This window comes from Acinetobacter sp. YH12218 (assembly GCF_013417925.1).
GTDB classification, from domain to species: Bacteria; Pseudomonadota; Gammaproteobacteria; order Pseudomonadales; family Moraxellaceae; genus Acinetobacter; species Acinetobacter amyesii.
Genome location: NZ_VPDB01000063.1, coordinates 1 through 17,571, shown reverse-complemented (window position 1 = coordinate 17,571; position 17,571 = coordinate 1). Strand labels below are relative to the sequence as shown.

The window sequence follows — 17,571 nt, the reverse complement described above, 5'->3', positions numbered from 1 at the left end:
GCGCTGTAAACTGGATTCCGAACTAAAAATCTATAATCAGGAAATCAATAAAAGAAGAATTGGAATTGAGCATGTATTTGGCAGTTTGAAAACCTTCAAAATTCTTGCTGAGCGATATCGCAATCGAGGCAAAAGACTAGCATTGAGATTCAATCTAATTGCTGGAATTTATAACTTAGAGCTGAGTGAAAAATGACTTATGAAAGAAATCTAATAATCTTTTAAATAAAATTCATGGATTCGATTTATATATATAAATTCACCTTTATTTTAATTATTCAATTTTATTTAAAATATATTTTTATTTTAAAATAAATATTGGAACGATATTTGCTAACTATAAATAGAAAATCGCATTTATGCAGAATAATTTTAGCTTTTTATAAATTAGATCAAGTTTTTAATGTTTTAGGTGGAACGAAATGATGCAACAGAAAAGCTTTGTAAGCCGTTTAAAAAAAATGGCACTGATATTTAGCGCAGCAGGTCTCTGTGGTGCAGGCTTGATAACTCAGCTACACGCCGCAGATAAAGCAGCCTTTGTATACATTGGCCCAACTAGTGATCATGGATGGACCTATTCACATGATCAGGGGCGCATTAAAGCTCAAAAGGCCTTAGCTGGAAAATATACAACCACACATATTGAAAATGTCCCTGAAACCGCCGATGCCGAACGTGTAATCCGAAATTTAGCGCAACAGGGCAATAAAGTTATTTTTGGGACGTCTTTTGGTTATATGAACCAAATGGAAAAAGTGGCAAAACAATTTCCAAATACCGTCTTTATGCATGCGACAGGTTATAAACAAGGCAAAAATCTTGGGGTTTATGACGTACGTACTTATGAAGGTGCATACATGCTCGGTGTTGTCGCAGGACAGCAAACGAAAAGCAACATCTTAGGTGTCGTTGGTTCATTTCCAATTCCAGAAGTTATACGTAATATCAATGCTTACACACGTGGTGCACAAAGCGTCAATCCTAAAATTAAAACCAAAGTGATTTGGGTCAATTCATGGTTTAACCCAGGCAAAGAACGTGATGCAGCTTTAGCACTGATTTCTCAAAAAGCAGATGTGTTGATGCAAAACACGGATTCTCCAGCCGTGGTGCAAGCAGCACAACAAAAAGGCGTATATGCCTTTGGTTGGGACTCAGATATGAGCAAGTTTGGACCTAAAGCACAATTGGCGGCTTCAGTGTTGCACTGGGAAAAAATCTATACCCCAGTCATGCAGCAAGTCGCAAATAAAACATGGAAACCAAGTGCAATTTGGTATGGCGTGAAACAAGATGCGGTCAAAATTGAAGCCTTTGCACCATTTTTAGCACCTGCTGTTAAGCAAAAAGCCTTAAGCGTACAAACCGCAATTCAAACTGGAAAATTACATCCATTTGCAGGCCCTGTATATAAACAAGATGGCAGTTTAGCGCTCGCTCAAGGTAAAAACATGACTGATGCTGATCTCAACAAAATGAATTATTACGTGAAAGGCGTAGAAGGGGTTTTACCTAAATAATTTTGAAACATACAAGCTGTGACCAAAAGTGCATCTCACTTTTGGTCCTATAAATTTACGTTGAAGAGAGCTTAAGTTATGAATGCATTTCAACAAGAACCTGCGACCCCATTCGATCGAGCTGAGCATAAAAATGTCATTCCTCGTCTTGAGCTCATTAATATTTGCAAGAGCTATAACTCACTCAAAGCCAATCATCAAATTCATTTAACGGTTCAGCCCGGTGCCATCCACGCCATTTTGGGAGAAAACGGTGCGGGTAAAAGTACCCTGATGAAGATCATTTATGGGGCAACACGTGCAGATGAAGGCCAAGTCATTTGGAATGGCAAAGAGGTCAATATTGATAGCCCATCAGCCGCAAGAAAGCTGGGTATTGGTATGGTTTATCAACATTTTTCACTATTTGAAACCTTAACCGTTGCTGAAAATATTCTGTTGGGACTCGATGAAAAAGTAGATTTAAAACAATTGCATGAACGTATCGTTGCCGTGTCTGAACAATATGGATTACGTGTAGACCCACGTCGTGAAGTCTTTTCTTTGTCAGTGGGTGAGCGTCAACGCGTCGAAATTATTCGCTGTTTATTACAAAATCCATCCTTAATCATTTTAGATGAGCCGACATCGGTACTTACACCTCAGGCGGTCAAGCAATTATTTAAAACCTTGAAATTACTGGCTTCTCAGGGCGTATCTATTTTATATATCAGTCATAAATTACATGAAATTAAAGAACTTTGTGATGAAGCGACGATCTTAAGAAACGGTCTGGTGACAGGACATGTCTATCCAAAAGATCAGTCAACCAGTGACTTAGCGCGTTTAATGATTGGTCGAGATTTGCTAACTTACCAACATGTGGATTTTTCTGGTCAAAAACAACAGCTTTTCTCTGTTGATGATTTGAATTACGAATCTGAAGATCCATTTGGGGTGTCGCTCAAACATATCCAACTGGATTTGTATGGTGGTGAAATTTTAGGAATTGCAGGTATTTCGGGCAATGGCCAAGCGGAACTGCTGTCTTTACTTTCAGGTGAGCAAGTTTCAGTAAAAGGCAGCATTGTTTTTCAAGGTGTCGATATTTCACTGCAAAGTGCAGGACTGCGCCGTGATCAAGGGTTGGGCTTTGTACCTGAAGAGCGTTTGGGACGAGGTGCTGTTCCAAATATGACGCTGTCACAAAACGGTTTATTAACCGCTTTTCGTAAAGAATTAAGCGATTGGGGGCTAATCAATTTTACAAAAATGCGCGCCTTTGCAGAGCAGTGTATTGAAAAGTTTGGCGTCAAAGCCTCAGGTGCTGATGCTGAAGCTCGATCACTTTCGGGCGGGAATTTACAGAAATTCATTGTCGGACGTGAAATTCTACAAAACCCCAAAGTGCTGATTGTATCGCAACCAACATGGGGCGTTGATGTAGGCGCAGCAATGTTTATTCGACAAACCCTGATCGATCTATCACGCCAAGGGGTCGCAATATTGGTGATCTCTGAAGAATTAGAAGAACTGTTTGAGATTAGCGACAGAATTTGTGTACTTGCCGCAGGGCAATTGTCAAAACCGATGAAAACCACGGATACCAATGCCGAGCAAATCGGTCTATTGATGTCGGGTATTTCCAATACTTCAAACTCTACAGAAATGTCTCTGAATCAGGCACATGCCTAGCAATGAAAGGATAAATCCATGCATTTATTAGAACCTAGAGAGCATCCCTCTCAAATGATGAAATGGCTGTCTCCGATTATTGCGCTTTTGGCAATGTTGGTGGTGGGCAGTCTGTTATTTTTAGCCTTAGGTGTTGATCCGCTCAATGCGCTGTATATCTTTTTTATCGAGCCTTTAACCTCGATCTATAGCTTAAGTGAACTTGCGATTAAAGCTTCACCCCTGATTTTAATTGCGTTGGGTTTAGCCATTGGTTTTCGTGCCAAATTATTCAACATCGGGGCCGAAGGTCAGCTGACCATGGGCGCTATTTTTGGTGGCGGAATCGCAATTTTATTTCACGAACAAATGGGGTGGTGGATTTTGCCGCTCATGGTGCTGATGGGGGCAATTGGTGGCGCATTGTGGGGACTCATTCCGGCATTACTCAAAACGCACTTTAATGCTGAAGAAACCCTGACGACGCTCATGATGAATTATGTGGCCTTATTTGTTCTTTTATATCTGGTCAATGGGCCGTGGCGTGATCCTGATGGCATGAATTTTCCACAATCAGTCATGTTCAGTGAGTCTGCGACATTACCCTTAATTTGGGAAGGGACTCGAGTCAATGCATCTATTTTCATTACGATCATTGCCGTGGTGATATTTGGGATTTTTATCCGTAAAAGTTTAACTGCTTACAAACTTGAAGTAAGTGGGCAAGCACCATTGGCCGCGAAATATGCAGGGTTTTCATCTAAAAAGGCCATTTGGCTCAGTTTAGGTTTATCTGGATTGATGGCGGGGATTGCAGGCATCTGTGAAGTTGCAGGGCCTATTGGACAGTTAAATCCAAACATTTCTCCTGGCTATGGTTATGCAGCCATTATTGTGGCGTATTTAGGTCGTTTAAACCCAATTGGAATCGTTCTTTCAGGTTTATTGATGGCACTGATTTATTTGGGCGGGGAAATGGCACAAATGCAGCTGCAACTTCCGGTTGCGATTACAGGTATCTTCCAAGGCTTATTGTTATTTTTCCTTTTAGCTTCAGATGCCTTGATTGAAAACCGCTATCGTTTTGCACCGAAAAAAAATAAAACGCTGACAGATCGTCAAGCGACTACGGCTTAGATTGAGGAGAATTGTATGAGCATTGAAATTACAGCCATTTTAGCTGGCACGATCGCCGCAGCAACGCCACTCATTTTTGCAGGTCTTGGTGAATTAGTCGCAGAACGGACAGGGGTCATAAACCTCGGTGTAGAAGGTATGATGTTGGTTGGTGCTATCGCTGGCTTTGCCTTCGCTGCACAGTACGATGCGAGTGTTGCAAGTGCCTTAATGGTCGGTGGCCTTGCAGGCACATTGATGGCACTGATTTTTGCATTTTTTACCCTCTCTTTAAGTACTAACCAGTCCGCTTGCGGTTTAGCACTCACAATTTTCGGTATCGGAATTTCAGCATTTATAGGACAAAACTACGTGAGCATGGCATTGCCCGGCTTACAGGGTTTAGACATCCCGCTTTTAAGTGAAATACCTGTATTAGGGCCTATTTTATTTCAGCATAACTATGTTGTGTATTTGTCCATGTTGGCTTTTGTGATTATTTGGTGGGTACTCACAAAAACTCGCCTTGGTCTGCTACTCAAAGCAGTGGGCGAGTCACCAGAAAGTGCGCATGCTATGGGCTATAACGTCTTAGCGATTCGCTACTGTGCGGTTCTTTTTGGTGGTGCTATGGCTGGAGTAGGTGGCGCATTTTTATCAACAGTCTATACGCCGATGTGGATTGAGAACATGGTGGCAGGTCGGGGTTGGATTGCGATTGCATTGGTGGTCTTTGCAACATGGAAACCTACCCGTTTAATGCTCGGAGCATATCTATTTGGTGGCGTAACGATCCTTCAGTTCCATGCTCAAGCATTAGGTTTAAATGTGCCAAATGAATTGCTTTCTGCACTGCCATATGTGGCAACAATTGTGGTTTTAGTGCTGATTTCTCGTAATAAAAAACATCTAAAACTGAATTTACCAGCTTCACTTGGGAAAACCTTCAACCCTTAATTTTGGCTGATAACACAATTTTCATAGGAGCAAAAGAATGAAATTACTGAGTGCAGGCCATGTATTAACCATGAATTCGTCCTTAGACTATATTCAAGATGGGGCAGTATTAGTCAAAGGCCAAGTGATCCAAGCGATTGGTAAGCGAGAAGAGCTTTTAAAGCAGTTTCCAGATGCTATACATGAGCATTTCCCCAATGGATTGTTGATGCCGGGTTTAATCAATACACATTGTCATTCGGGCTTACTTCGCGGCACAGCGGAAGGCTTACCGGTTTGGGATTGGTTACAACAATTTATTGACCCCATGCATCGAGTGTTATTACCCGAAGATGCAAAATTGGCTTCTTATTTATGTTATGCCGAAGCGCTGCTGTCAGGAACGACCACGATTGTCGATATGTGGCGCTATATGGATGGCAGTGCAGAAGCAGCCGAAGACTTAGGGATCCGAGCTGTATTGGTTCCGTATGTCGCAGAACATCCAGACCATAATTATTTTGAAACACTAGATAGCAATGAAGCACTGATTCGACGATGGCACATGCGAGCAGAAGGGCGTATTCAGGTCTGGGTGGGACTAGAACACTTATTTTATGCAGAAGATCAGGCCTTAGGTCGTATCCAAAAAATGTGTCAGGACTATCAAACTGGATTTCATACCCATAGTAATGAAAGTAAGTTTGATGTCGTTGAAAATTTGAAGCGTTACGGCATGCGGCCTGTTCAAACTCTAGAAAAATTAGGGATGCTCGATGTACCTAAATGTTTATTAGCGCATTGTGTATGGTTAGATGATGACGAAATTCAGTTGCTTAAACATTATCACGTTGGGGTCGCACATAACCCCATTTCAAATATGAAACTAGCATCAGGCGCTGCACCTGTGACTCAATTGCTCAAACAAGGCGTTGCGGTGGGTTTAGGTACAGATGGTGAAAAGGAAAATAACAATTTAGATTTATTTGAGGAAATGAAAACAGCTTCGTTATTGGCTAAATTTTCAAATTTAGATGCAGCAGCTTTAGATTCATGGTCAGTTTGTCAAATGGCGACTCGAGATGGAGCGCGTGCATTAGGACTTGAGCAGCAAATAGGCTCAATCGAAGTCGGTAAACAGGCGGATTTAATCGTGGTAAATACCGCTACACCTCGCATGACACCTTTAATCAACCAAGGCATTTTATTTAATTTACATACGAACTTGGTCCATGCGGTTCAGGGCCAAGATGTCGTGATGACGATGGTTGCAGGAAAAGTTTTGGTCAAAAATGGTCAACTGCTTAATGCAGACTTACAGCAATTTATTGACCAAATTAATTTTGCCGCACCTGCGTTATTTAAACGTCGTTCTGACTGGCTCAGTTTACGCGGCACAGCTGTCAATGAGTTGCAAAGGACTTAAAACTTTCAGCAGATAAAAAATAAAGCCCAAATCAATTTGGGCTTTATTTTTTTAAATTTTATCGAAGAACAACATGCAGGATTTAAGCACTGATAAAAGAGATGAGTGCTTGGTTAAATGCATCAGGCTGTTCAATGTTTGAAATATGCGATGCATTAATTTCAAATAATTGGCTATTTGCGATGCGTTCTTGCATGAATTGACCATCTACAACTGTAGTTACAGGGTCTTGTTGACCTGCAATAATCAATACAGGTACGTGAATAGACGAGATTTCATTGCGCAAATCCGCTTTAGCCAAAGCTTCACAACAACTTGCATAACCTTCTGGGCTGCCAGCTCCGAGGTCGTTACTCAAAGATTGTACAGTTGCTGTGTTACTTTGGATAAAGGGTTCTGTAAACCATCGTGATGCTGCCGTTTCTGCAATTGGTTCCAGACCTTGTTGACGGACTAATTGCGCACGTTCATTCCAAGCTGATTCTTGCCCAATTTTTGCAGCGGTATTGCATACAATGACATGGTTAAAGCGTTCAGGATGATGTTTTGCAAGCCATTGGCCTGTTAAACCACCCATCGATATTCCACAAAATGTGGCTTGTTGAATATTTAAATGATCCAATAAATGGATGACATCTGTACCCAATTGATCAAGGCTATATGGCCCTTGAGGGGCAGAAGATGCACCATGACCACGTGTATCATAACAAATCACAAAATAATCCTGCTGTAGTGCCTCTATCTGAGGCTGCCACATGCTGAACTTTGTGCCTAAAGAATTAGAAAACACAATCGCAGGTCGTGTGTGGTCACCAAAGGTTGCGTAATTAATCGTTGCATCATTGGATATAAATGTAGGCATGTTTTGAATCCTTAATTTTATAAATCCCCCTAAATCCCCCCTTTGATAAGGTGGACTTTTATTGAGGATTAAACACGTTCAATAATCAAAGCGATGCCTTGACCGACACCAATGCACATCGAACAGAGGGCATATTGACCTGAAATTTCCTCAAGCTGATTTAATGCAGTCGTGACTAAACGTGCTCCAGATGCACCTAATGGATGACCCAAAGCAATAGCGCCACCGTTTGGATTAACATGTTTAGCACCATCTTCTAAACCTAATTCACGGGTAACCGCTAAGGCTTGAGCCGCAAAAGCTTCATTCAGCTCGATTACATCCATTTGTTCAAGGCTTAGACCTGTTTGAGCTAACAACTTTTTTATGGCAGGCGCAGGACCAAAGCCCATGATTTTGGGTTCAACACCCACCACCGTTGCCGCAATAATTTTGGCCCGTGGCTTTAAGTTAAATTTGTTGACAGCATCATCTGAAGCAATCAGTAGTGCAGCTGCACCATCATTGATCCCTGAAGCATTGCCCGCAGTTACCGTCCCATCTGCTTTCACCACAGGTTTGAGTTTTGCTAAGCCTTCTGCTGTCGTCGATGCACGTGGATGCTCATCTGTATCGACTATCAGTGGGTCGCCTTTACGCTGTGGAATGACGACAGGGATGATTTCTTTCTCAAAAAAACCATTGGCCTGTGCAGCGGCTGTACGGCGCTGACTTTCTAAGGCAAAAGCATCTTGATCAGCACGGTTAATATTGAATTGTTCTGCCACATTTTCAGCGGTTTGAGGCATGGTTTCCACGCCATACATTTGTTTGAGTATTGGATTGATAAAACGCCAGCCCATGGTGGTGTCTTCAATCTTTTGGCTGCGTCCATAAGCACTTTCCGATTTACCCATAACAAAGGGCGCACGGGACATACTTTCAACACCGCCAGCAATAATTAAGTCTGCTTCATTTGCCTTAATTGCACGGGCTGCCATCGCAATCGCATCAAGCGATGAACCACAAAGTCGGTTTACAGTTGTAGCAGGAACTTGAAAAGGTACACCTGCAAGTAGGGACGACATTCGTGCAACATTACGGTTATCTTCACCGGCTTGGTTCGCGCAGCCGTAAATCACGTCATCCACTGACTCCCAAGCAATACTTGGATTTCGCTGCATCAGTGCCTTAATGGGTAAGGCACCTAGGTCGTCGGTACGCACTGCTGCTAAACCGCCCGCATAGCGACCGAAAGGGGTGCGGATTGCATCAATAATATAGGCATTTTTCATTTTATAAATCCTAAAAGCTCAGCTCCTCCCTTTTTTAAAGGGAGGTTGGGAGGAATTTACAGGAAGTTAATTTTTTAAATTAATCCTCCCCTAAATCCCTCCTTTAATCAAGGAGGGACTCTTTGCTTTAAGCTGTCGCATCAATCAGCTTCGCACCTGTCATTGACTGTAATTCGTCAAAGCTCAAGCCCTCAACTTTTTCAATGACTTTCATACCATCAACCGTCACATCAATGACGCACAGATCTGTATAAATACGATCGACACATTGCAGGCCTGTGGCAGGATATGACAATTCAGCGACAATTTTCGGTTCACCTTTTTTGGTCACATGGTCTGTAGTAATAAAGACTTTTTTCGCCCCAACAGCCAAATCCATTGCACCACCTACAGCAGGAATTGCATCTGGCGCACCAGTATGCCAATTTGCTAAGTCACCATTTTGGGCAACCTGAAAAGCGCCTAATACTGCAATATCTAAATGACCGCCACGCATCATGGCAAAAGAGTCGCCATGGTGAAAAAAGCAGCCGCCCGTTTGCATGGTGACAAACTCTTTTCCTGCATTAATTAATTCAGGGTCTTCTTCGCCTTTAGCCGGAGGAGGACCAAAAGCTAAAAGGCCATTTTCTGAATGTAGAAAAACATCTTTGTCTGTTGGCAAATAATTTGAAATTTTGGTGGGTAAGCCAATGCCTAAATTGACATAAGCGCCATCTGGAATATCTTGCGCAACACGTTCTGCAATTTGATCACGGGTTAATTTGATATAGCTCATGGTTCTTTCCTCACGTGATTTATGCAGATTGCTCAAGCAGTGCAGGTTGAACAGCCACAACATGTTGTACAAAGATGCCAGGGGTAATAATGTGCTCTGGGTCTAATGCACCAAGTTCAACCACTTCTGAGACTTGTGCAATTGTCACATCTGCTGCCATGGCCATAATGGGGCCAAAGTTACGCGCTGATTTGTTGTAGACCAAGTTGCCCCAGCGGTCGCCCTGATGCGCTTTGATTAAAGCAAAATCGGCTTTAATTGGATTTTCGAGGACAAAATCTTTGCCTTCATAATTGAGGGTAGGTTTGCCTTCTGCCAGCAACGTACCGAAACCTGTTGGTGTATAAATTGGACCCAACCCCATACCTGCCGCTTGAATACGGCAAGCCAAGTTACCTTGTGGTACAAGCTCAAGTTCTATTTTTCCTGCACGGTATAGCTCATCGAACACCCAAGAGTCAGATTGGCGAGGGAAAGAACAGATCATTTTACGGACAGCACCAGCTTTGAGTAATTTAGCCAGTCCATAGTCACCATTACCTGCATTGTTGTTGACGATGATGAGATCTTTGATCCCAAGTTCTATCAATCCATCAATCAGTTCAGCAGGCTGACCAGCCGTACCGAAACCGCCAATCATAATGGTTGATCCATCCTTAATTTGAGAAAGTGCTTCTGTTAAGGAAGCGGTACTTTTATCAATCATGCTACGATCCTTCATCAAGAACGATAAAACTATTTACCTGACTAACCACTTCAGTCATGCAAGGCAGATAATCTTTTATTTCAAATATTTACAAACTTAAAAATACAGAAAATGGATTCCAACTATGTGCTACACAATTGGAATCCAATCGCATCAGCTGTCATCACTACGAACAGAAGAGGGATGACGATTTAAAGCCATGACTTCAATATTCATATACGGGTAAAGGGGAAGCCCTTGTAAAATGTTGTGTAGCTCTTCATTACTTTCAACATCAAAAATACTGATATTTGAATATTGACCAGTAATGCGCCAGATATGACGCCATTTGCCTTGACGTTGTAGATCTTGTGAATAAGCCTTTTCTACAGCTTTAATTTCATTGGCTTTTTCGACTGGCATATCTAATGGAATATTGACATCCATGCGTACTTGGAAAAGCATTTCTCACTCCTAGCTAAATGTTATTTGCGACGTAAGTCATCAATTTTGTTTTCATCAATTTCAATCCCTAAACCCGCTGTGGTCGGAATCTTGAGTTCGAAATCTTGATATTGAAGTGGGGTTTTTAAAATTTCTTCAGTTAGCAGTAATGGACCAAAAAGCTCTGTGCCATAAGCTAAATTGTCAAATGTAGAAAATGCATGTGCCGATGCAATAGTGCCCACAGGGCCTTCAAGCATGGTTCCACCATATAAATCGATACCCGCAAGTTTGGCGATTTTTGAAACCTCACAGCCTTCGATTAAACCGCCAGACTGTGCAACTTTGACTGCAAAAACAGAGGCAGAATTGTGCCGCGCAAGTTGATATGCCGTTTGAGGCCCCATCAGTGATTCATCTGCCATAATCGCAATATCAAAACGACGAGTTAAACGGCGCATCGCGTCAATGTTATCGATTGCGCAAGGCTGCTCAATCAGGTCAACACCACCATCTTGTAACAATTGAATGCCTTTAATGGCATCTAATTCAGACCATGCACGGTTAACATCCACACGGATAGAAATGTCCGAACCTAACGCTTTTTTAATGGCTAAAACATGCTCAACATCAGCTTCAACGGGGCGTGAACCGATTTTAAGTTTGAAAATATTATGTCGTTTTGCCGCAATCATTTTTTGTGCTTCGGCAATGTCTTTTTCCGTATTGCCAGATGCAAGTACCCAAAGAACTGGTAAGCTATCACGTAAACGACCGCCCAATAATTCACTCAAAGGCAGATTTAAACGCTGCGCCAAAATATCGAGTAGCGCCGTTTGAATGGCACATTTAGCAAAGCGATTGCCGTTAATATTACGTTTAATAGCTTGCATGGTTTGAGCAACATTCAAACCAGTGAGGGTTTTCAGTAAAGGACTAAAATAATTTTCAATATTGGTACGAATGCTTTCAGGGCTTTCTTCACCATAGCCTAGACCGCCAATCGTCGTCGCTTCCCCCCAACCGATATAACCATCTTCGGTGGTGATTTTAATCAAAACAAGGGTTTGCGTTTGCATGGTTGCAACAGCCATCTTGTGCGGACGGATTGTTGGGATTTCCACGAGCAGGGTTTCAATCGACTTATACATCTTGCGTATTTCTTATCTATCCAACTATTTATATACCCTAATTTAATGTAATATCTTTAACTAGAGCGATTTTGGTATTTTTAGATACTTAAAAGGTATATAAATGGAATTAAGGCACTTACGTTACTTTGTCACCGTGGTTGAAGAGCAAAGTATTACCAAGGCAGCAGAAAAATTATGTATTGCTCAGCCGCCTTTGAGCCGCCAAATTCAAAAGCTTGAAGAAGAACTGGGCATTACCTTGTTTGAGCGTGGTTCTAGACCCGTGAAAACCACAGAAGCTGGTATGTTCTTTTATGAGCATGCTGTACAGATATTGACGCATACCGCCCAGGCCAAAACCATGGCACAGCGAATTAATGCCGTCGATAAAACTGTCCGCATTGGTTATGTCAGTTCGCTTTTATACGCATTATTGCCGCAAATTATTTATCTATTTCGACAACGCAACCCAGATATTCATGTTGAACTCATAGAATGTGGTACACGCGACCAGATTGAAGCCTTAAAAACCGGTCGAATCGATATTGGTTTTGGACGACTTCGATTAACTGATCCGTCCATTAAACGTATTTTATTAAGAAAAGAAGCGCTACGTTTAGCTATTCATAAAAATCATCATTTGGCTGAATTTAAAGACAAAGGCATTTATCTTTCTCAAATTTTAGATGAACCCATTTTTGCCTATCCAACGACACCTAAACCGAATTTTTCCACTCTCATCCAATCCATTTTTACCGAACTAGGACTTGTACCTAAACATTTAACCGAAGTGCGTGAAATTCATATGGCTTTGGGTTTGGTGGCTTCGGGAGAGGGCATTTCCCTGATTCCTGAAAGTGCCAGTGATATTGGCATGAAAAATTTGATGTACATCCCAATCTTAGATTTGGAAGCCTATAGTCCAATCTCTTTGTCGGTACGCAATATGGATCATAGTAATTACATTCCAAAGATACTGGATTGCATTCGTGAAGTCTTCGTTGAAGAAAATATCGACTTACGCGCTATCGATGCAGATGCATAACTGATCAAGGTTTGATGATCGATGTTTCTTAAAATCCACTATTCAGTTGATAGTGTCTTATGGAATATCAATAATTTCAGCCCAAAGCATCCTGATAAATACAAGACCGAGCTATTTCAATAACCTTTTCATCTTCAATATTTAATTGATCGTATTGCTGCATTTTTTGGATCATCCATTCAAAGTCTGAAGTTTGTGGCGCTTGGGTCTTGCCAAAATTTTGAATGATACTTTTGATCCGATGAAAAGCCTCGACGTGAATCTGCTCAGAACAATCAAAACGGATGATGTGATATTGTTTTAACAAAGAAAATATTTCTGAGAAATGTGTTTGTTGAAGTAGATCGTTTTGTGCTTTTTGGATGGCAAGATTGATCGCCTTTAAGGTATTGGGATGTTTTTCTGCCCAATCATGAGTAAAAGCCAAAACCTTATCTGGTATAGGCTCAATAATATCTTGGCTATTGACGATGATACGACTATAGCCTTGTATTTCAGATTGCGTATTCCACGGCTCTCCGACACAGAATCCATCAATTCGTTGCGTTGATATTGCTTCCACCATATAAGGCGGTGGTAGAGTTGAAAAGGTCTGCGTTTGAGCGAGTTCTGTGTCGGCAAGTGCCAACCATTCTCTTAAAATATAATGATGAATCGAATGCTGAAAAACATGCGCCAACTGAATCGTTTGATTCTGCTTTATCGCAGATACGATTTTCTCTGCTGAATTAATTGGTAGATCTAATGCATGGATCTTTAATTCATAGTAGAGCTTTTGACTCAGACTAATATAAGCGCAATTGGTACTGAGCGTTAGTGAGGTTTGTAAGGGGATGCCGAGATGGTCTTTGCCCGTCACAGACGCAGGCAGCATGGCCGATAAACAGTGTGCTGCATCTAAAAAACCAAAAGCTAGACGGTCACGTAAACTTGCCCAAGACGGTTCTTGAGTTAGTGTGACATTCAAGCCTTGTTCAGCAAAATACCCTTGATGTTCTGCCCAGAGCAAAGCAACACAGTCAAGTAAAGGAATATAGCCCAATTGAATATCAGTTTTTTCAAGCTTTTGCATGGTTTATTCCTTAAATTGAGACTGTAACAGCGCTTGCGCATCAAGCAGTCGGCGCGCCATTTCACCCATCGTCATACGGTGACTCATGGCATTTTTTCTCAGCAAATTAAATGCTTGATCTTCGGTTAAACCATGCATTTGTATTAAAAGCACTTTGGCTTTTTCAATATCTTTTCGATCGGCCAATTTGCACTTGGTTTCAGCCAAATCATTCAGCAGTTTTTTATGCTTTTTATATTGTTCAATCGAAATTTCTAAAATGCTATTCAAACGTGCAGGGTCAATACCATCGACAATATATGCCGTGACACCCGCATCAATCGCGCTTCGGATGATTTCAAGACTCGAATTTTTAGTGAACAGAACAGTCGGTAAGTCAAATTGGCTGACACAGCTTTCAATGACATCGCGATGTGGATGATCCATATCCAATAAAATCACATCTGCCTGAATATTTTGCAGATATGACATATTTAAATGATCAATCATGAAACTGGCGACCACATCAAAGTCATGTTGAATTAATGAGGCTTGAATAAATTCAGCGCGTTCTTGATCATCATCAATTAGGGCTATTTTTAGTTTTGGCATGCAAACGCTCAGACAGAGCCAAACAAATACGTATTGAGTTTTCTAAGCAATTTAAATGCCAAATTTTAAGACAATACAAAATATAAATCTGCTTCTAAATTTTAGCTTGGTTATATGCACATTTTAAAATTGAACCATTTCCGTGCACTGATCTTGTGCAGGGCTGAACCACGTTTGAACATTCAGCCGCATCTCTATAGGCATATTGACTATTTATTTACCTTAATTCGCTTATTTTCGGATAGATCGGCGCTCAATGCTTAAATATAGAGATGAAATTTACGATTGAAATAAAAACTTGGCACGTATCGTGCTTAATACTTATTGAGTCAAAGAAGACTCTAAAAATTTGTTAGACGGCCAACGACGTCCGTTCTGATCGACTCTGTTATGTGTTAGCGACATAACCGAGTAATTCATGCGTTCAGTTCAGTCAGGAGAAGGTTATGTCTTCAAATTTAAATGCCAAAAAAGCCACAAAAATAAGTCTATTTAATTTTTCTTCAGCAGCAATGCGGGCCTTCCACATGAGTTGGCTCGCATTCTTTGTTTGCTTCTTTGCATGGTTTGCCTGTGCACCGTTGATGCCAGTGATTGCTGGCGAATTTCACCTCACGAAAGATCAAATTGCCAATATTAATATTGCCGCTGTTGCGATCACGATTTTAGTCCGTCTGATCGTTGGTCCTTTATGTGATAAATATGGCCCGCGTAAAACCTATACAGCTTTATTAATCATCGGCAGTATTCCAGTCTTTGGTGTCGCTTCTGCGAGCAGCTATGAATCCTTTCTTTTTTTCCGCTTGCTGATCGGCGCGATTGGCGCAAGCTTCGTCATCACTCAATACCATACAAGCATTATGTTTGCGCCTAATGTTGTGGGTACAGCCAATGCTGCAACAGCAGGCTGGGGCAATGCAGGCGGCGGTGCAACTCAAGCCCTTATGCCTTTACTGCTTGGCGCACTCGTTATGTTTGGTGTAGAGCAAGCGATGGGCTGGCGTATTGCGCTGATTGTACCCGGTGTGATGATGCTGATTGTTGGTGCGCTTTACTGGAAGTTCACACAAGACTGTCCGCAAGGCAACTTTAAAGAACTTCGCGAACAAGGCATCAGTGTTGGCAGTGACAAAAAAGGCGGCTTGGCAATTCTAATGCATGCAGCACGCAATTACCGTGTATGGATTCTATTTGGCGCTTACGCAGCTTGTTTCGGTATTGAAATCTTTATTCACAACATTGTAGCAATGTACTACGTCGACCATTTCAGCTTTGGATTAAAAGAGGCGGGTATGGCAGCAGGTATCTTTGGTTTGCTTGCATTGTTTGCTCGTGCGCTTGGCGGCATTGTTTCGGACAAAGTAGCGACTAAAAAAGGCTTAGATGGCCGTACCAAAGTGTTATTTGCCATGATTCTGCTAGAAGGCTTATTCCTGATTGTCTTCTCACAAATGAATACTGCAGTGCTTGCAATCCTTGCAATGACAGTCTTTGCGCTCTTCACACATATGGCTTGCGGTGCTACCTATGCGCTGGTGCCATTCATTGACCGTGATGCTTTAGGCGGTGTTGCAGGCATTATCGGTGCAGGCGGTAACGTAGGTGCAGTGGCTGCAGGCTTCTTGCTTAAAGGCATGCTGGATATTCAAACCACGCTTATGGTGTTGGGCGGTCTAGTGGTTATCGCTGCAAGCTGTGTACTGATGATCCGCTTCTCTGTAGAGCATAAAGAAAAAGAACAGCGCCTATTTGAACAAGCTGTAAATGAACGAAATTTAGCTGAAGCTCAAAACTAATACTGAAAAGTTGCCTCTAAACATCGCGATTTAGGGGCAAATAAAAAAATCTTGCGGAGAAAGAATATGAAAATCATCATGATTGGACATGGCATGGTTGGCCATAAATTTATCGAATCTGTACTGGAACACGCAGGTGATGATGTTGAATTAACCATTTTGGCTGAAGAGCCGCGTTTAGCCTATGACCGTGTGCATTTAACTGAATATTTCAGCGGTAAATCGGCTAAAGATTTAACCCTATGCCGCAGCGACTTTGCCGATGCATACGGTATAGATTTACGCCTTAGCACCAAAGCGGTTGAAATTGATCAGCGCAATAAAACGGTCACAACCAATCACGGTGATATTCTTTCTTTTGACAAGCTAGTGCTCGCAACAGGTTCATACGCTTTTGTGCCACCAATTCCAGGCAATGAACGTGAAAACTGCTTTGTGTACCGTACCATTGAAGACTTGGATGCCATCCGTGCCGCAAGCTTGAATGCTAAAACAGGTGTGGTGATCGGCGGCGGTTTATTGGGTCTGGAAGCAGCAAAAGCGCTGCGTGATTTAAACTTAGAAACCCATGTTGTTGAATTTGCACCACGCTTAATGGCAGTTCAGATTGATGATCTAGGCGGTAAAGTTTTACGCTCAAAAATTGAAAATCTAGGTGTTAAAGTCCATACGCAAAAAGCGACATCTTGCATCGAAGATGGTGCAAATGCGAAGCACGTGATGAAGTTTGGTGATGGTTCTGAACTGGAAACCGATATCATCTTATTCTCTGCAGGTATCCGCCCGCGCGATGAATTAGCGCGCCAAAGCGGTCTAGCGATTGGTGAACGTGGCGGTATTGCGATTAATGACTATTGCCAAACTTCAAACCCTGACATTTATGCCATTGGTGAATGTGCGCTTTGGCAGAATAAAATTTATGGCTTAGTTGCACCGGGCTATGACATGGCGCGTATTGCAGCAAAGCATGTGATGGAACAAAACTGCACGCTTTTCGCTGGTGCAGATATGAGCACCAAGCTGAAACTGATGGGTGTTGATGTTGCATCTGTAGGCGATGCGCATGCAATGACACCCAATGCCTTAAGCTATTTCTATGCAGATGAAGCAGCTTGTATCTTGATTGATATAGTGATTAGCTACCACTATACGCAAATTGTAGAGTTTGGAATGCTGCTAAAATCTTAAATTTGAACCTGAGATAAAACCTACAATTTGCCCTTATCCCTCATACAAC

At 41.8% G+C, this 17,571-nt stretch carries 16 protein-coding genes and 1 pseudogene; 9 read left to right on the top strand and 8 right to left on the bottom strand.

The genetic code is table 11. The features are described from left to right. From FTV03_RS14175 to FTV03_RS14150, 6 genes are all read left to right on the top strand, one after another. The coding region (locus FTV03_RS14175; RefSeq protein WP_180041886.1) for a transposase at positions 1–196 on the top strand (196 nt) is incomplete at its 5' end. A gap of 265 nt (positions 197–461) precedes the next feature. Beyond that, on the top strand, positions 462–1,523 hold the full coding sequence (locus FTV03_RS14170; RefSeq protein ID WP_373684684.1) for a BMP family ABC transporter substrate-binding protein: 1,062 nt from the start codon (positions 462–464) through the stop codon (positions 1,521–1,523). 78 nt (positions 1,524–1,601) lie between these two features. Next, positions 1,602–3,197 carry an ABC transporter ATP-binding protein gene (locus tag FTV03_RS14165; protein WP_180041882.1) on the top strand — a complete coding sequence of 532 codons (1,596 nt, stop codon included), beginning with the start codon at positions 1,602–1,604 and terminating at the stop codon, positions 3,195–3,197. 18 nt (positions 3,198–3,215) lie between these two features. Beyond that, positions 3,216–4,313 carry an ABC transporter permease gene (locus tag FTV03_RS14160; protein WP_180041880.1) on the top strand — a complete coding sequence of 366 codons (1,098 nt, stop codon included), beginning with the start codon at positions 3,216–3,218 and terminating at the stop codon, positions 4,311–4,313. 15 nt (positions 4,314–4,328) lie between these two features. Further along, the gene (locus FTV03_RS14155; protein WP_180041878.1) at positions 4,329–5,249 is read left to right on the top strand and encodes an ABC transporter permease; all 921 of its coding nucleotides are present in this window, start codon (positions 4,329–4,331) and stop codon (positions 5,247–5,249) included. A gap of 37 nt (positions 5,250–5,286) precedes the next feature. After that, positions 5,287–6,654 carry an amidohydrolase family protein gene (locus tag FTV03_RS14150; protein WP_180041876.1) on the top strand — a complete coding sequence of 456 codons (1,368 nt, stop codon included), beginning with the start codon at positions 5,287–5,289 and terminating at the stop codon, positions 6,652–6,654. Between the two features lie 82 nt (positions 6,655–6,736). Here FTV03_RS14150 and pcaD read toward each other — a convergent pair whose 3' ends face one another. The 6 genes from pcaD to FTV03_RS14120 form a co-directional block, all read right to left on the bottom strand. After that, complete coding sequence (gene pcaD / locus FTV03_RS14145) at positions 6,737–7,516, bottom strand: 3-oxoadipate enol-lactonase (RefSeq protein WP_180041874.1); 780 nt, start codon at positions 7,514–7,516, stop codon at positions 6,737–6,739. Between the two features lie 68 nt (positions 7,517–7,584). Next, positions 7,585–8,790: a 3-oxoadipyl-CoA thiolase gene (gene pcaF / locus FTV03_RS14140; RefSeq protein ID WP_180041872.1), complete on the bottom strand. Its 1,206-nt coding sequence runs from the start codon at positions 8,788–8,790 to the stop codon at positions 7,585–7,587. A gap of 127 nt (positions 8,791–8,917) precedes the next feature. Then, positions 8,918–9,568, bottom strand: coding sequence for a 3-oxoacid CoA-transferase subunit B (locus FTV03_RS14135; RefSeq protein ID WP_180041871.1), 651 nt, complete (start codon positions 9,566–9,568; stop codon positions 8,918–8,920). Positions 9,569–9,587: 19 nt separating this feature from the next. Beyond that, the gene (locus tag FTV03_RS14130; protein WP_180041869.1) at positions 9,588–10,274 is read right to left on the bottom strand and encodes a 3-oxoacid CoA-transferase subunit A; all 687 of its coding nucleotides are present in this window, start codon (positions 10,272–10,274) and stop codon (positions 9,588–9,590) included. Between the two features lie 153 nt (positions 10,275–10,427). Further along, the gene (catC, locus tag FTV03_RS14125; protein WP_078190886.1) at positions 10,428–10,718 is read right to left on the bottom strand and encodes a muconolactone Delta-isomerase; all 291 of its coding nucleotides are present in this window, start codon (positions 10,716–10,718) and stop codon (positions 10,428–10,430) included. Positions 10,719–10,738: 20 nt separating this feature from the next. Further along, entirely contained in the window at positions 10,739–11,848 is a 1,110-nt protein-coding gene (locus FTV03_RS14120) for a muconate/chloromuconate family cycloisomerase (protein ID WP_180041867.1), read from the bottom strand. Between the two features lie 103 nt (positions 11,849–11,951). Between FTV03_RS14120 and catM the strand changes: the two genes are divergently transcribed. Beyond that, complete coding sequence (gene catM, locus FTV03_RS14115) at positions 11,952–12,875, top strand: cis,cis-muconate-binding transcription regulator CatM (protein WP_180026997.1); 924 nt, start codon at positions 11,952–11,954, stop codon at positions 12,873–12,875. 76 nt (positions 12,876–12,951) lie between these two features. On the opposite strand, the gene FTV03_RS14110 is transcribed toward catM, so the two are convergent. Together FTV03_RS14110 and FTV03_RS14105 are read right to left on the bottom strand one after the other, a co-directional pair. Then, the gene (locus tag FTV03_RS14110) at positions 12,952–13,947 is read right to left on the bottom strand and encodes an ABC transporter substrate-binding protein (RefSeq protein WP_180026998.1); all 996 of its coding nucleotides are present in this window, start codon (positions 13,945–13,947) and stop codon (positions 12,952–12,954) included. A gap of 3 nt (positions 13,948–13,950) precedes the next feature. Beyond that, positions 13,951–14,538, bottom strand: a complete 588-nt coding sequence (locus FTV03_RS14105; RefSeq protein ID WP_078190882.1) for an ANTAR domain-containing response regulator — start codon at positions 14,536–14,538, stop codon at positions 13,951–13,953. Positions 14,539–14,984: 446 nt separating this feature from the next. On the opposite strand from FTV03_RS14105, the gene FTV03_RS14100 reads away from it, so the two are divergent. Together FTV03_RS14100 and FTV03_RS14095 are read left to right on the top strand one after the other, a co-directional pair. Further along, positions 14,985–16,334, top strand: coding sequence for an MFS transporter (locus tag FTV03_RS14100; protein ID WP_180009439.1), 1,350 nt, complete (start codon positions 14,985–14,987; stop codon positions 16,332–16,334). A gap of 66 nt (positions 16,335–16,400) precedes the next feature. Then, positions 16,401–17,495, top strand: a pseudogene (locus FTV03_RS14095) (FAD-dependent oxidoreductase); the annotation flags it as partial. Positions 17,496–17,571 lie beyond the last annotated feature (76 nt).

Excerpts from the sequence above, each read along its gene's own strand:
- FTV03_RS14110 (WP_180026998.1), bottom strand. The coding sequence starts at position 13,947 with ATGCAAAAGCTTGAAAAAACTGATATTCAATTGGGCTATATTCCTTTA.
- pcaF (WP_180041872.1), bottom strand. The coding sequence starts at position 8,790 with ATGAAAAATGCCTATATTATTGATGCAATCCGCACCCCTTTCGGTCGC.
- catC (WP_078190886.1), bottom strand. The coding sequence starts at position 10,718 with ATGCTTTTCCAAGTACGCATGGATGTCAATATTCCATTAGATATGCCA.
- FTV03_RS14100 (WP_180009439.1), top strand. The coding sequence starts at position 14,985 with ATGTCTTCAAATTTAAATGCCAAAAAAGCCACAAAAATAAGTCTATTT.
- FTV03_RS14120 (WP_180041867.1), bottom strand. The coding sequence starts at position 11,848 with ATGTATAAGTCGATTGAAACCCTGCTCGTGGAAATCCCAACAATCCGT.
- FTV03_RS14170 (WP_373684684.1), top strand. The coding sequence starts at position 462 with ATGGCACTGATATTTAGCGCAGCAGGTCTCTGTGGTGCAGGCTTGATA.
- FTV03_RS14165 (WP_180041882.1), top strand. The coding sequence starts at position 1,602 with ATGAATGCATTTCAACAAGAACCTGCGACCCCATTCGATCGAGCTGAG.
- FTV03_RS14105 (WP_078190882.1), bottom strand. The coding sequence starts at position 14,538 with ATGCCAAAACTAAAAATAGCCCTAATTGATGATGATCAAGAACGCGCT.
- FTV03_RS14135 (WP_180041871.1), bottom strand. The coding sequence starts at position 9,568 with ATGAGCTATATCAAATTAACCCGTGATCAAATTGCAGAACGTGTTGCG.
- catM (WP_180026997.1), top strand. The coding sequence starts at position 11,952 with ATGGAATTAAGGCACTTACGTTACTTTGTCACCGTGGTTGAAGAGCAA.
- pcaD (WP_180041874.1), bottom strand. The coding sequence starts at position 7,516 with ATGCCTACATTTATATCCAATGATGCAACGATTAATTACGCAACCTTT.
- FTV03_RS14155 (WP_180041878.1), top strand. The coding sequence starts at position 4,329 with ATGAGCATTGAAATTACAGCCATTTTAGCTGGCACGATCGCCGCAGCA.
- FTV03_RS14160 (WP_180041880.1), top strand. The coding sequence starts at position 3,216 with ATGCATTTATTAGAACCTAGAGAGCATCCCTCTCAAATGATGAAATGG.
- FTV03_RS14130 (WP_180041869.1), bottom strand. The coding sequence starts at position 10,274 with ATGATTGATAAAAGTACCGCTTCCTTAACAGAAGCACTTTCTCAAATT.
- FTV03_RS14150 (WP_180041876.1), top strand. The coding sequence starts at position 5,287 with ATGAAATTACTGAGTGCAGGCCATGTATTAACCATGAATTCGTCCTTA.